Annotated in this window: 16 protein-coding genes; 8 read left to right on the forward strand and 8 right to left on the reverse strand. The window is 73.6% G+C overall.

The window, feature by feature from the left end; translation table 11 throughout:
* Positions 1–71: 71 nt before the first annotated feature.
* The 4 genes from M2302_RS12065 to M2302_RS12080 all read left to right on the forward strand — a co-directional run bounded on the left by M2302_RS12065 (position 72) and on the right by M2302_RS12080 (position 4755).
* Positions 72–1517, forward strand: coding sequence for an alpha-amylase family protein (locus M2302_RS12065; RefSeq protein ID WP_280838007.1), 1446 nt, complete (start codon positions 72–74; stop codon positions 1515–1517).
* Positions 1518–1597: 80 nt separating this feature from the next.
* Complete coding sequence (locus M2302_RS12070; RefSeq protein WP_280838008.1) at positions 1598–2521, forward strand: L,D-transpeptidase; 924 nt, start codon at positions 1598–1600, stop codon at positions 2519–2521.
* Positions 2522–2714: 193 nt separating this feature from the next.
* The gene (locus tag M2302_RS12075; protein ID WP_280838009.1) at positions 2715–3566 is read left to right on the forward strand and encodes an alpha/beta fold hydrolase; all 852 of its coding nucleotides are present in this window, start codon (positions 2715–2717) and stop codon (positions 3564–3566) included.
* A gap of 46 nt (positions 3567–3612) precedes the next feature.
* Positions 3613–4755 (forward strand): site-2 protease family protein, encoded by a 1143-nt coding sequence (locus tag M2302_RS12080; protein WP_280838010.1) that lies wholly within the window; start codon positions 3613–3615, stop codon positions 4753–4755.
* Here the strand turns inward: M2302_RS12080 and M2302_RS12085 are convergent.
* A complete protein-coding gene (locus tag M2302_RS12085; protein WP_280838011.1) occupies positions 4752–5366 on the reverse strand; it encodes a TetR/AcrR family transcriptional regulator in 615 nt (204 codons plus the stop codon). The two genes, M2302_RS12080 and M2302_RS12085, sit on opposite strands and share 4 nt — an antisense overlap.
* Before the next feature lie 61 nt (positions 5367–5427).
* Between M2302_RS12085 and M2302_RS12090 the strand changes: the two genes are divergently transcribed.
* Positions 5428–5814, forward strand: coding sequence for a nuclear transport factor 2 family protein (locus M2302_RS12090; RefSeq protein WP_280838012.1), 387 nt, complete (start codon positions 5428–5430; stop codon positions 5812–5814).
* A 158-nt stretch (positions 5815–5972) separates the two neighbouring features.
* Here M2302_RS12090 and M2302_RS12095 read toward each other — a convergent pair whose 3' ends face one another.
* The 3 genes from M2302_RS12095 to M2302_RS12105 all read right to left on the reverse strand — a co-directional run bounded on the left by M2302_RS12095 (position 5973) and on the right by M2302_RS12105 (position 9001).
* Complete coding sequence (locus M2302_RS12095) at positions 5973–6851, reverse strand: AraC family transcriptional regulator (RefSeq protein ID WP_280838013.1); 879 nt, start codon at positions 6849–6851, stop codon at positions 5973–5975.
* A gap of 159 nt (positions 6852–7010) precedes the next feature.
* On the reverse strand, positions 7011–8258 hold the full coding sequence (locus M2302_RS12100; RefSeq protein ID WP_280838014.1) for an FAD-binding protein: 1248 nt from the start codon (positions 8256–8258) through the stop codon (positions 7011–7013).
* Positions 8255–9001 carry a hypothetical protein gene (locus M2302_RS12105; protein WP_280838015.1) on the reverse strand — a complete coding sequence of 249 codons (747 nt, stop codon included), beginning with the start codon at positions 8999–9001 and terminating at the stop codon, positions 8255–8257. The genes M2302_RS12100 and M2302_RS12105 overlap by 4 nt, the downstream gene beginning before the upstream one ends.
* Before the next feature lie 79 nt (positions 9002–9080).
* Here M2302_RS12105 and M2302_RS12110 point away from each other — a divergent pair, with 79 nt between their 5' ends.
* A complete protein-coding gene (locus M2302_RS12110) occupies positions 9081–9479 on the forward strand; it encodes a hypothetical protein (protein ID WP_280838016.1) in 399 nt (132 codons plus the stop codon).
* A 12-nt stretch (positions 9480–9491) separates the two neighbouring features.
* Here M2302_RS12110 and M2302_RS12115 read toward each other — a convergent pair whose 3' ends face one another.
* Positions 9492–10421 carry an LLM class F420-dependent oxidoreductase gene (locus M2302_RS12115; RefSeq protein WP_280838017.1) on the reverse strand — a complete coding sequence of 310 codons (930 nt, stop codon included), beginning with the start codon at positions 10419–10421 and terminating at the stop codon, positions 9492–9494.
* Between the two features lie 96 nt (positions 10422–10517).
* On the opposite strand from M2302_RS12115, the gene M2302_RS12120 reads away from it, so the two are divergent.
* Entirely contained in the window at positions 10518–10823 is a 306-nt protein-coding gene (locus M2302_RS12120; RefSeq protein ID WP_280838018.1) for a metalloregulator ArsR/SmtB family transcription factor, read from the forward strand.
* A 2-nt stretch (positions 10824–10825) separates the two neighbouring features.
* Positions 10826–11368 (forward strand): SRPBCC family protein, encoded by a 543-nt coding sequence (locus M2302_RS12125; RefSeq protein ID WP_280838019.1) that lies wholly within the window; start codon positions 10826–10828, stop codon positions 11366–11368.
* A gap of 81 nt (positions 11369–11449) precedes the next feature.
* Here M2302_RS12125 and M2302_RS12130 read toward each other — a convergent pair whose 3' ends face one another.
* The 3 genes from M2302_RS12130 to M2302_RS12140 all read right to left on the reverse strand — a co-directional run bounded on the left by M2302_RS12130 (position 11450) and on the right by M2302_RS12140 (position 13562).
* Positions 11450–12487, reverse strand: a complete 1038-nt coding sequence (locus M2302_RS12130; RefSeq protein ID WP_280838020.1) for a hypothetical protein — start codon at positions 12485–12487, stop codon at positions 11450–11452.
* Positions 12487–12756: a hypothetical protein gene (locus M2302_RS12135; protein ID WP_210776334.1), complete on the reverse strand. Its 270-nt coding sequence runs from the start codon at positions 12754–12756 to the stop codon at positions 12487–12489. The genes M2302_RS12130 and M2302_RS12135 overlap by 1 nt, the downstream gene beginning before the upstream one ends.
* 437 nt (positions 12757–13193) lie before the next feature.
* Entirely contained in the window at positions 13194–13562 is a 369-nt protein-coding gene (locus tag M2302_RS12140; RefSeq protein WP_280838021.1) for a Uma2 family endonuclease, read from the reverse strand.
* Positions 13563–13564 lie beyond the last annotated feature (2 nt).

Below are 13564 nucleotides of genomic sequence, written 5' to 3' on the forward strand. Positions count from 1 at the left end.
CTGTCTGCAAGAAGCCGTCAGGCGAACCTCTCCCCCGCGTCGCCACCACCCCCGACCCCCAGGGAGTACCGATGCATCGACGCCGATGCCGCTCGGCGATCCTCGCCCTCGGCGTGCTCGCCAGCCTGCTCGTCCCCACCACCGTGGCGGCTCCCCCGGCCGCCGCGGCGCCCTCCGGCGCCAGGAACGTCATCGTCCAGCTCTTCGAGTGGAACTGGCCGTCGGTGGCCAGCGAGTGCACGAACGTGCTGGGCCCCAAGGGCTACGGCTACGTCCAGGTCTCGCCGCCCCAGGAACACGTCCGCGGCAACCAGTGGTGGCTGGCCTACCAGCCGGTCAGCTACCGGATCGAGTCGCGCAAGGGCACCCGGGCGCAGTTCCAGTCGATGGTGAACACCTGCCACGCCGCCGGCGTGAAGGTCATCGTCGACGCGGTGATCAACCACATGTCCGGCCAGGACACCCCCGGCACCGGCTGGGCCGGCTCGTCCTACAGCCACTACGACTACCCGGGCAGCTACCAGACGCAGGACTTCCACCACTGCGGCCGCAACGGCGGCGACGACATCGCCAACTACAACGACCGGTACGAGGTGCAGAACTGCGAGCTGGTCAACCTCTCCGACCTGAAGACCGAGTCCGACTACGTCCGGTCGAAGATCGCGGCGTACCTGAACGACCTGCTCGCCCTCGGGGTGGACGGCTTCCGGCTGGACGCCAGCAAGCACATGCCGGCCGCCGACATCGCCGCCATCAAGGGCAAGCTGTCCCGCTCGGCGTACCTCGTGCAGGAGGTCATCTACGGCGCCGGCGAGCCGATCGGCCCGGGTGAGTACACCGGCAACGGCGACGTGCACGAGTTCCGGTACGGCAAGGACCTCGCCCGGATGTTCAACAACGAGCGGCTGGCGTACCTGCGCAACTTCGGCGAGGCGTGGGGCTACCTGCCTAGCGGCTCGGCGGAGGTGTTCGTCGACAACCACGACACCCAGCGCGACGGCAACGTGCTGACCTACCGCAACGGGGCCGCCTACGCCCTGGCCAACGCGTTCATGCTGGCCTGGCCGTACGGGGCGCCGACCGTGATGTCCAGCTACACCTTCAGCTCCCGCGACCAGGGTCCGCCCTCGGACGCCAACAACAAGACCGTGAACACCACCTGCTACTCCGGCTGGGAGTGCGAGCACCGCTGGCGGGTCGTCGCCAACATGGTCGGCTTCCACAACGCCACCCAGGGCGCCGCGGTCGCCAACTGGTACGACAACGGCTACCAGCACATCGCCTTCAGCCGCGCCGGCAAGGGCTACCTGACCATCAACGACGAGGGCTCGGCGATCACCGGCCGGTCCTACTACGCCGGGCTGCCCGCCGGCCGGTACTGCGACGTGATCCACGGTGACTACGCCAACGGCTCCTGCTCCGGGCCGGTGATCACGGTGGACGCCAACGGCTGGTTCGCGGCGAACATCCCGGCCCACGACGCGGTCGCCATCCACGTCGGCGCCAGGCTGTCCTGACCCGTTCCGACAGGGCTCCCGTCCGGCGCAGTTCCGCCGGGCGGGAGCCCTGTCGGTTTTCTGTCCTTTAGAGTAGTTCTGTGTTCTTTGAGCGATTGACGTCCCGCTTCGGCATCGCCTGGCTGACCGCCGCGTTCGGCGTACCGGCGGTGCTCGCACTCGCGCTGCTGGTCAACTCGGCGCTGCGCCACGACCAGACGTCCCCGCCGCCGACCCGGGTCGCACCAGCCGAACCGACCGCCGAGCCGACCCCCGAGCCGACGGTAGAGCCGACCCCCGAGGAGTCGGTGCCGGCGGCGGCGCCCGCCCCGGCCGGTCTGCCGGTGGTCGACTACGACCCGGCGCCCACCGGCTTCCCCTCCGACCCCCGCCCGCAGGACACCACCCCACTGACCGAGGGGCTGTGGCCGACCCGGCGGATCGCCGCGTACGACGCCCCGGGCGGCCGCCCGCTGGCCCTGCTCGCCCCGACCATCAGCGGCGTGGAGGTGACGATGCCGGTGGTGGAGCACCGCACGGGCTGGACGGCGGTGCTGCTGCCGTCGGCGAACCGGCGGATCGCCTGGCTGCCGGCGGGCGGCTGGAGCACTGTCGCGCTGCGCGACCAGCTCGTGGTGGAGCGCCGGTCGCACCGGCTGACCTGGTACCGGGACGGCCGGGCCACCCACTCCTGGCCGGTCAGTCTCGGGATGCCGGGCCAGTCCACCCCGCTCGGTCGGACCTTCGTCCTCGGCCGCACCCCGCCCCCCGAGGCTGTCTACGGCGGCGTCGACATCTTCGCCCTCGGCGCGATACCCGACGACCCGGAGGCGGTGCCGACCGGCCTGCGGGGCGCGCACATCGGCCTGCACAGCTGGCACAACGACGACACGCTCGGCAAGAACGTCACCAACGGCTGCATCCGGCTGACCCGCAGCGCCCAGCGGCAACTGCTCGCCGAGGTGCGTCCCGGGACACCGCTGGTGGTGGTCGAGCGACTCGCCACCTCACCCCCCACCGCCTGACCCCGCCCCGGGGCGACGGAACCACCGCCCGACGGCCCGCGTCCGACCCGCCCGGACCTGCCAGAAGTCCCGCCGCCCCTCGACGGCCAGAACCAACGTCGCGACCCGGACAGGACAAATGTCGGCCCCCGCCGGTTCCGGTGCCGTCCGGTGGGTATGCCGCCGGGTCCGCGCACACCGGGGAGGTACGCCAATGGGCACCGCGCCGACCGGACGGGTCGACACGATCGTGCTGATCCACGGTCTGTGGATGACGCCACGAAGTTGGGAGCACTGGGCGCGGCGCTACCGGGCCTTCGGCTTCCAGGTGCTCACCCCCGCCTGGCCGGGGATGGACGCGGAGGTCCAGGCGCTGCGCGACGATCCCGCCCCGATCGCCGGGCTGACCCTGGGGCAGGTCGTCGACCATTACGCGGCGCTCGTCCGAGAGCTGCCGAACCCACCGCTGATCATGGGGCACTCCTTCGGCGGGCTGGTCGCCCAGGTGCTGCTCGACAAGGGGCTCGGCGCGGCCACGGTGGCCATCGCCCCGGCGGCGCCCAGGGGCGTGGTCCGGCTGCCGGTGAGCACCCTGCGGTCGGCGTACCCGGTGCTGCGCAGCCCCGGCAACCGGCACCGGGCCGTACCGATCACGCCCGACGAGTTCCGGTACGCCTTCGGCAACACCCTTACCCGCGAGGAGTCCGACCGGGCCTGGCAGCGGTACGCCGTGCCGGCGGCCGGGCACGTGCTCTTCGAGGGGGCGTTCGCCAACCTGGACGCCCGCTCCGCGGCGACGGTGGACAACGGGCGCGACGACCGGGCGCCGCTGCTGCTGGTCGCCGGCGGCGCGGACCACGTGTCGCCGCCGGCCCTGGTCAAGTCGAACGCCAACCTGTACCGCAGGTCCCGGGCGGTCACCGACTACCAGGAGTTCCCCGGGCGCTCGCACTTCACGGTGGGCGAGCGGGGCTGGGAGAAGGTGGCCGACCGCGCGCTGGACTGGGCGGTGGAGATGGCCACCACCCGTTCGCCGGCGATCGTCGGCGAGGCGCCCCGGTGGTGACGCCGGGCGCTGGCATGGGACGGCGTCCGCCGGGTATGACCCGGGCATGAGGGCGAGTTTCCGGCTTGGCCGGATCGCGGGGGTACCCGTCGGGGTCAACTGGAGCGTCCTGGTCATCTTCCTGCTGATCGCCTGGGGGCTGTCGGCCAACCAGTTCCCCCAGGCGTACCCGGGCCGCTCCACGGCCGCGTACGTGCTGGCCGGGCTGGCCGCCGCGGTCGTCTTCTTCCTCGGCCTGCTCGCCCACGAGATCTCCCACGCGGTCGTCGCCAAGCGCAACGGCCTGCAGGTCGAAGGGATCACGCTGTGGCTCTTCGGCGGCGTGGCGGAGCTGCGCGGCGAGGCGAAGAACCCGGGCGCGGAGCTGCGCATCGCCGGGGTGGGGCCGCTGGTGAGCCTGCTGCTCGGGCTCTTCTTCGGCGCCATCGCCGCGGTGCTCGCGCTGGCCGGGCAGACCGGCCTGCTGCTCGGCTCGCTGGCCTGGCTGGCCGGCATCAACGTGCTGCTGGCGATCTTCAACGTGCTGCCGGCCGCGCCGCTGGACGGCGGCCGGCTGCTGCGCGCCGCGGTGTGGAAGGCCACCGGCGACCGGACGAAGGCCTCCGTGGTGGCCGCCCGGGCCGGCTGGGTCCTCGGCGCGCTGCTGATCGGTCTGGGGCTGGTGCAGTTCCTGACCGGCTTCGGCGTGGGCGGGCTCTGGCTGGCGCTGATCGGCTGGTTCCTGATCGGCGCGGCCGGCATGGAGGAACGCCAGGCCCGGATGGGCAGCGCCCTGCACGGGGTACGGGTCGGCGACGTGATGACCCCGCAGCCGCAGACCGCGTCGGCGGAGATGACGGTGGCCGACTTCGTCGACCACTACCTGTTCGCGTACCGGCACACCGCGCTGCCGCTGACCGAGGAGGGCCGACCGGTCGGCCTGGTCACCCTCGACCGGGTACGCGGCATCCCGGCCGACCGCCGCAGCACCACCACCCTGGCCGAGGTCTCCTGCCGGGCCGAGGACCTGGTGCTCGCCCGGCCGGAGGAGCAGCTCAACGACCTGCTCCCCCGGCTCAGCGAGTGCGCCGACGGCCGGGCCCTGGTGGTCACCGACCAGCGGCTCGTCGGCATCGTCTCGCCCAGCGACATCAGCCGCGCGGTGCAGCGCGGCAGCCTGCGCGACCAGATGGCCGGCAGCCGGCACTAGGCCGCCGGTTCCCCGCCGTGGGTCGGGCGGGTCGGGGTGGCCCCGTACACCCGCAGGACGCTCGCCCGCAGCGCGGCCTCGGCGTCGGCGGCGGACATCCGGCCGGCGGCGACCTCGTTCCCTGCGGTGTGCCCGAGGGCGACGGTGGCCGCGATCAGCCAGGCCGGCGTGACGCCCGGGTCGAACTCTCCGGCGCGCTGCCCTCGCCGGATCAGCCGTTCCAGCCGTTCGAACACCGGCACGTGCAGCTCTGCCGCGTCGGCCTCGGGGACGGTGCTCAGCAGCGGAAAATGCGCGAAGGTCCGCCAGTTGACGTCCAGCAGCCGCAGCAGCGCCTCGGCGGCCGGGCCCTGGTCGAGCTGGGCGGCGTCCAGCGCCGCCACGGCCTGCGCGGTGAGCCGGCGTGCCACGGCGCGGAGCAGCGCGTCGCGGGACGGGAAATGGGCGTAGACGGTCTGCCGGGAGACCCCGGCCCCGCTCGCCACCTCGTCCATGCTGGCCTGCGGCCGTTCGCCGAGGATGCGCACCGCCGCGTCGAGGATCGCGGCGACGCTGCGCCGCCCTTCGGCCCGCATCCGTCGCGACCGCTCCCCGGCGTTCACCTCTGACACGCTTGTCAACGCTACACGCAACCCTTAGCCTTTACGGCATCGTCAAGGCTAAGGGGGCGACATGACAGCGCTGCCCGGCAGCGACCTCGCCGGCTACCTCCGGTCCTATGTGCAGGAGATGGCCTTCGGCCAGGAAGAGCCCGGAGTCGTACTGGACCGCTACCACACCCCGGAGGTCGTCTGGCTCAACGACGGTCTGCACCTCGACCGGCAACGGCTGATCGACCACGCCCGGCCGGCCCGCCGCACCGTGACTGAGTGCCGGCTCGACATCCACGACACGCTCGCCTGCGGTGACCGGGTCGCGGCCCGCTACACCCTGCACGCCGTCGCGCGCGGTCGTCCCGTGGTGAGCGACATCCACCTCTTCGGCCGGCTCGCGCCCGACGGCCGGCTGTGCCGCGTCGACCAGCTCACCCGGACCCTCCCGCCCGGGCAGACGTCGTGAACGACCGCCCGCGGCTGGTTCCCGCCGTACGCACCCTTGTTCCCCCCTGGTGGCGTTCCTGCTGCTCACCCTGGTGACCCCGCTGGTGCGGCCGACACGGTGAGAACCCACCGCGCTGCCGGCCACGCCGGCAGCGCGGTGCGGGTACACCCGTCCGACTACGACGCCGTGGTCGCCGCGGCCCGCTCCACCGGGATCCACAGCTCGGCGTCCACCTGGGTGCCGTCCGCCGAGATCCGGTTCCGGGAGATCTCCGGCCCGGGGCGGCTGCGGTAGGCGTTGGACGGGAACCACTGGGTGAACACGTCCCGCCACAGCTCCTGCACCGCGGCCGGGAACTCGCCGGCGGTCTCGAAGACCGCCCACGTCCCCGCCGGCACGGTCGTCGAGTCCAGGTCGGCCGGGGCGTCCGCGCCGGTGACCACCCCGTGCCAGTAGTCCAGCTCGCTGCCCTCGGCCCGGTCGTCGGCCACCTTGTCGCTGACGTTGACGATCCCGGCCGGCTCCTGATCCGACAGGGCCGCGATCCGGGCGACCGTCTCCTTCGGGATGCCCCGGATGAACTCCACGATCGCCGGGTTCATCCCCTGGTGCACCAGGGGCACCCGGGCCCGCCGACCCACCAGCCGGAACTCCGGCTTCTCCACGACCCGATAACGCATGCTGCCACTCCCTTCGACGACGAGGCGGAAGGACAACCGCTGCTGCGAGCGCAGCGCCGCGCCGGTTCGCCGGGCCTCGCCGGGCCCAACCCCGTGCAGCGCGCGGAACGCCCGGGTGAACGCCTCGGTCGAGCCGTACCCGTGCCGGACCGCGATGTCGAGCAACGTCCGCTCGCCGGCCGTCACCTCGGCCGCGGCCACCGTGAGCCGGCGGCGGCGGACGTACTCGGACAGCGGCATCCCGGCCAGCGCGGAGAACATCCGCCGGAAGTGGTACTCCGACGTGAGGGCGATCCGCGCCAGCTCGGCGACCTCGATCCGCTGGTCGAGGTGCCGCTCGATGTGGGCCATGGCCTCGTTCAGCCGCTCCAGCACCTGGTCTCCTTCCCGTGTGCCTCGACGCTAGGCCGACCGATGGGCGCCCGACCCGACATCCCGTGCCCGCTCCGGTCGGGTCCGCTCGACCTCGACCGGGCGTCCCGGCCCGGCAGCGCACACCCGCACCGGGTCGACGCCGGTCGCCCCGCAGGCCCGTCAGCGCGGGAAGTAGCGGTCGAGCAGGTCGGTGCGGAACTTTCCGGTCGGGTCCAGCTCGGTCAGCAGGGCGGCGAAGTCGGCGTACCGGCCGAAGGCGGCGGCCACCGAGGACCGGTCCAGCGTGAAGACCTTGCCCCAGTGCGGACGGGGCGCGAAGGGTGCCAGCCGCTGTTCCACCTCGGCCACCACCGGCAGCACCGCCGCCGCGTCGTCGACCCAGGTGAAGTGGACGGCCAGGCTGTCGCGCCCCTGGTTGGGGCTGAGCCAGAGGTCGTCGGCGGCGATCGTGCGCAGTTCGGAGATCTGGAGCACGGCGGCGATCCGGTCCCGCATCCCGTCCAGCGCGGCCAGCGCGCCGGCCGCCGCGGCGCGGGGCAGGTGGTACTCGGACTGGAGTTCGTCGCCGCTGCTCGGGGTGAAGCCGAGCCGGAAATGCGGCAGCCGCTCGTGCCACGGGCCGGGCTCGCCCAGCTGGGCCGTGCAGTGCACCGGGTCCAGGCCGGGCACCGGGTGCAGCGGGGCCTCGGCGACGGTGGTGCCGAGCCAGTCCGCCGGGGGCGGCGGCTGGTCGGCGAGCTGCTTGCGCCAGACCTGGTCGATGGTCGACGACCGCCAGGTGGTGAACCCGCTGACGCTGTACGCCGAGGCGAACGCCGCGTCGAGCCGGTCGGCGGGCAGGTCACGGCGGACGTACTGGCGGATCGCGAAGGTCGGCACCACGTCCAGGGTGACCCGGGTGACGACGCCGAGCGCGCCGAGCGACACCACCATGCCGGTGAACCGGTCGCCGTCGGCCCGGCTCACGGTGAGCAGGTCACCGTCGGCGGTGACCAGGTCCAGCGCGGCCACGGCGGCGGCCAGGTTGCGGTTCCCGTCGCCGGAGCCGTGGGTGCCGGTCGCCACCGACCCGGCCACCGAGATGTGCGGCAGGGAGGCGAGGTTGGCCACCGCCAGCCCCTCGGCGTGCAGCCGGGTCGCCAGGTCCCCGTACCGCAGGGCGGCGGCGACGGTGACCGTGCCGCGTTCCCGGTCGACCTCGACGGTCGGGGGCAGCCCGGCGAGGGAGACCAGGTCCCCGGTGGTGTCACCGAGCCGGTTGAAGGAGTGCCCGGTGCCGGCCGCCCGGATCCGGTCGCTGCTGGCCACCAGCCGACGCAGCTCGTCCACGGTGGACGGCCGGTGGAAGCGGCGGGCGGCGTACGCGACGTTGCCGGCCCAGTTGCGGCGGCGCGCGACGTCGGTCACGAGGGCTCCCGTTCGGCGGGTTCGTCGGCCAGCGCCGCGCCGAGGGCGTCCAGCGCCTCGTCCACCTGGAGGGTGCTGTAGCCGCGCAGGTCGACCGGCAGGCCGGCCCGCCGGGCCTGGTCGATCTCGGCCCGGGCCGTGCGGCGCCGGGTCGGGTCGCCCGAGGCGAGGGCGTCCTGCCCGCCCCGGATCAGCGCGTCGACCACGTCGACCCGGTAGCCGCGCAGGCCGACGGCGAAGTCGGGGTCGGCGAAGGCGGCCCGGCGCAGCGCGCGGGCGTCGAGGAAGCGCTCGCCGGCGTACCGGGCGAGGGTCGCCGCGATCTCCCCCGGCGACTCCCGGATCCCGGCGAGGTCGAGCAGCACGACCGCCGGACGCTCGTCGAGCGGGTGCCGGGCGTCCAGCGGACCGATTCCGGCGCCGGTGGCCGGCACGGCGAGCAGGCGCGGCGCGGCCGGTACGCCGGAGCGGGGCGCCGGCTGGTCGAGCACCACCGCGGCCAGCTCCGGCCAGCGGATCGTCCGGCGCAGGCCCGGCCGCCGGACGGTCAGGCCGTCGGCGTCGACGACGAACCGGAACGGCCGGAGCGCGCCGACGAGCACCACCACGCCGAGCGCGATCCCGCCGAGGGCCACCAGGGTCCGCAGCAGCCCACCGCCGTCACCGAACGTCAGCAGGACGATCCCGGCCAGGATGCAGATCGCCGGCAGCAGCAGCCGGCCCGGCCTGCGGTGCAGTTCCACGTCGTACCCCCGTCCGCGATCGTGTCGGAGTGCATCATCCGGCACGCTTGTCGGCGGCGTCCATGGGAACAATGGGTGGATGAGCAGCTACCGCGACCCCACTCTGCACGGCGACGTCTACCCGTCCGAGGAGGAGATCGACCCGACCGGCATGGGCCTGGAACCGACGAGCACGCCGCCGGCGGCGTACCCGGATCGGACCGAGCCAGGGCCGCCGCCCACGCCCGAGCCGGAGCCCACCCCGCCGACCCCCGGCCCGCCGCCGCGCACGGCCGGGCCGGGTTCGGTCTCGATCGTCACCCACCACGTGGACGGGTCGACCCAGGTGGTCACCGACCTGGACGGCGACGGGATCGCCGACGTGGTGCAGTTCGACCTGGACGGTGACGGCGTCCCGGACATCACCTATCTGGACAGCGACCGGGACGGCCGGCTGGACACCGTGCTGCGCGAGCCGGGCGGCCTGCGGGCGCGCTGACCGGCCGGGCGCTCAGAGCTGCGGCATCACCTCTGCGGCGACCAGCTCCAGGTGGTCCAGGTCGGTGAGGTCCAGCAGCTGGAGGTAGATCCGCTCGCTGCCGGTCTCGGCGTACCGGCCGATCTTGTCGACCAGTTCGGCCGGGGTGCCGGCGAGGCCGTTCTCGCGCAGCTCGGCGGGCTCCCGACCGATCGCCTCGGCCCGGCGGGCGACCTCGGCCTCGTCGCGTCCGCAGCAGAGCACCAGGGCGTTGGACCAGCGCATGGTGGCCGGGTCACGGCCGATCTCCGCGCACGCCGCGCGGACCCGGGCGATCTGCGCGACGGTGTCCTCGATCGAGGCGAAGGGCAGGTTGAACTCGTCGGCGTAGCGGGCGGCCAGGCGCGGGGTGCGCCTCGGCCCCATCCCGCCGAGCAGGATCGGCGGGCGCGGCTGCTGCACCGGCTTGGGCAGCGCCGGCGAGTCGGTGACCGGGTAGTACGTCCCGGGATGGTCGAAGGTCTTGCCGACCGGCGTCTCCCAGAGCCCGGTGATGACCGCCAGCTGCTCCTCCAGCCGCGCGAACCGCTCCCCGAGCGGCGGGAACGGGATGCCGTACGCGGTGTGCTCCTCGGCGTACCAGCCGGTGCCGATGCCCAGCTCGACCCGGCCGCCGCTCATCTGGTCGACCTGCGCCACGGTGATGGCGAGCGGGCCGGGCAGCCGGAAGGTGGCCGCGGTCATCAGCGTGCCGAGCCGGATGCGGGAGGTGTCGCGGGCCAGACCGGCCAGTGTGGTCCAGGCGTCGGTCGGTCCGGGTTCCCCGCTCACCGAGCCCATCTTCAGGTAGTGGTCGGAGCGGAAGAAGGCGCCGTAGCCGGCGTCCTCGACGGCGCGGGCCACGGCGAGCAGCTGGTCGTAGCCGGCGCCCTGCTGGGGTTCGGTGAAGATCCGCAGTTCCATGTCCCGAGCATATGGAGGCGGCGGCACCGTCGCCGCCGGTCCTGGACGAGCCTTCATTCCTTGACAGGCATATGAGCGATGCGGCATATTGTGGCGGTGTCCGTCGACGCCTTCGCCGTGCTGGCCGAGCCGACCCGACGCCGGATCCTCGACGCGCTGCGGCGCTCGGAGTGCAGCGTCGGCGAGCTGGTCGACGTGCTGGGCATGAGCCAGCCGGCCGTCTCCAAGCACCTCAAGGTGCTGCGCGAGGCCGGCTTCGTCTCCTGCCGCACGGCCGCCCAGCAGCGCATCTACCGCATCGACGTACGCCCGTTCCGCGCCGTGGACGGCTGGCTCGCGCCGTACCGCGAGATGTGGACCGCGCACCTGGACGCCCTGGAGCGCCACCTCGACAAGGAGTGACCATGGACCGCGACTCGTTCCGCCCCGGCCCGCCGGCCGACATCGAGGCCGAGCCCGCCGGCGACCGGTGGACCCTGCTGTTCGTCCGCGAGCTGCGGCACGCGCCGGCGAAGGTGTGGGCGGCGCTGACCGACCCGGCCCGGCTGGCCGAGTGGGCGCCGTTCCTGGCCGACCGCGACCTCGGCGCCCCGGGCGCCGCGACGCTCACTGTGGTCGACGGCGACACGGCCGTGGCGCAACCCGCGACGGTACGCCGGGCCGAACCACCCCACCTGCTCGAGTACACCTGGGGTGACGATCTGCTCCGGTGGGAGTTGACCCCGTCCGGCACCGGCACCCGGTTGCTGCTGCGACACACCCTCGCCGAGCGGGGGATGCTGTCGATGGTGGCCGCCGGCTGGCACCTCTGCCTCGACGTCGCCGACCACCTGCTGGCCGGCGACCCGGTGGGCCCGATCCGGGGCGCGGAGGCGAAGGACTTCGGCTGGGCGGAGCTGCGCGACACGTACGCCGACCGACTCGGCGGGCAACCGGACCGCCCCTGACCCGCCGTACCCGTCCCGCCGGAACCCGCACGTCCCGGTGGTCACGCCGGCGGCGCCGGGTGCCGACGCCGCCGGCTCCCCTCAGACGTACGGCCTGGTCTCGTATGCCGCTCGCAGCGCCGCGAGCCCGTCGGTGCGGGGTGCCAGGGTGCCCCAGCTGGAGTTGAAGTAGTTGGTCCGGACGATGCGCGGGCCGCGCTCGCTGTTGAGCCGGGCGACGGCCGCCGGCACGGTGGCGATCCAGGCCGCCTGGTCGGGGATCTCGGCGGCCCGTACCCCCCACTCGGCGATGATCACGGGACGGGAGAGCGCCACCGGCCCCAGGTCGGCGACCGCCCAGTCCTTCGCCCGGCGGAACCGGGCGAGCGCGGTGTGGCTCGGGTCGGTGGCGTAGGCGTTCCACTGGAGGAAGTCCAGCTTGGCCACCAGCGACTCGGGGTGGGTGCGCTGGAAGCAGGCCCGGTCGAAGCCGCCCGACCCGACGGAGAAGGTGGTGCCGGCCGGCAGCGCGCGGGCCCGGAACCAGTTCACGATGTAGGTCATCGCCTGCACCGCGCGGGCGTCCGACTCCGCCCAGCCGTACGACACCCCCGACTCGGTGGTGCCGAACTCGTGGTCGGTGTCCAGCTCGGAGGCGAGCTGGATGTTCACCCCGAAGCCCATCGTCCGGTACTGCGACAGCGCCCGGGCGAAGAGGCCGTCGCAGAGCCCGGCGAGCACCTGCCCGTACCCGTAGGCCTTCGGCCAGGTCGTCCCGGGACGCTGCTGGATGGTCATCGCGGGCGCCGGGACGGTGTAGCTGACGCCGTCCACGGCGAAGGTCTGCGCCGCCGTGCTGGCCACGCCGTAGTGCTTCAGCTCCAGCACCATGTTGATCGCGAACCCGCTGCGGCCCAGGCTGAGCAGCCAGGGCTTGTTGTAGCCCGGGAACGTGTAGCCGTCGGCGAAGCTGCGGTACTGGGTCAGCGAGCGGAAGTTGCCGCCGGCCATGTCGGCCGTCGGGTCGGCGTTGCCCGCGAGGTAGTAGCCGCCGAGGACCGGTGGGGCGAGGGCGTAGTCGGCGGTCGCGGTGGCGGTGCGTCCGCCGTTGTCGCGGACGGTCACGGTGACTCGGGGCATCACGCCACCGCCCGGTAGACGGCCACCGACCCGTTGTCCGACGCCCGGGTCCAGGTACGCCCGGAGTCGTCGGTGACGGTGAGGGTGAGCGGGTCGATGACGGCGGTGACCTTGACCGGGGCGCTGCTGTTGCCCTGCGCGTCGGTCACCACCACGGTGACGGTGAGGGGCCTGGTGTCCGGGTCGCCGTAGGTGACCGTGAGGGTCATCTGGTCGCCGGGGGAATAGGTCGCGGCGTTCAGGCTCGCGGTGACGGTGGGAGCGGCCATGTCCGCCCCCTCCTTCCTTGCTCGTACGCCCGGCTGTCGCCGGTGCGCCCGGTCGAGGCGCGGGACTGCCGCCGGTCAGGGCGGAGCGGAGGCGCGGCGGCGTCGACCGGAGGTGGTGACGTCCTTGTCCTGTGGGAGCTGACCCCGGCCCTGGCGCCCGGGACGGGGTCCACCGGGACGCGACGTGGCCGTGAGCGCGGTCGGACCGGCGCGGCCGTGTCCGCCGGGACGGCCGGGCCGGGCCCGGCGATGGCGGCGTCCGACGGCGACGGTGCTGTCGCCGTCGGGGTGAGGGATGGGATGTGGCCGGCCATCCGCAGCCTCTCCACCTGCATAAACAATGCGTCGGAAGGGGGTACGGCGTCCTGTCGGCTATCCGTCGCCGGGGTTGGCCGGGTGACCGATTGCGACCCCGGCGGGGGCGTGCGGGTGCCGGCTCAGTCGAGGTGGTCGGCGGGCGACGTCTGCAGCAGCCAGGCCAGCGGCATTCTCGCCCGCTCCTCGTACCCGCCCTGCCCGGTGAGCCGGTGCAGCGTGACGGTCTGTCCGCCGTCCCGGTCCACCACCCAGTACTGGGGGATGCCCGCCGTGGCGTACTCCCGGACCTTCGTCACGGAGTCCATGGCCTCCGAACCGGGCGAGACGATCTCGATCACCAGGGCAACGTCGGCCACCGCCGACCAGACTCCGCGAGGTGGGGGCTTGCGCCACACGGTCAGGTCGGGGATCCGGCCGCCGTCGCCGTCCGGCCCGGGAATCCGCACGCCGGCAGCCTGGAGCACCTGCTCGGCGGGCCATCCGGCCATGA

Origin of the sequence: Micromonospora sp. A200, from assembly GCF_029893845.1 — a bacterium.
GTDB lineage: Bacteria > Actinomycetota > Actinomycetes > Mycobacteriales > Micromonosporaceae > Micromonospora > Micromonospora purpureochromogenes.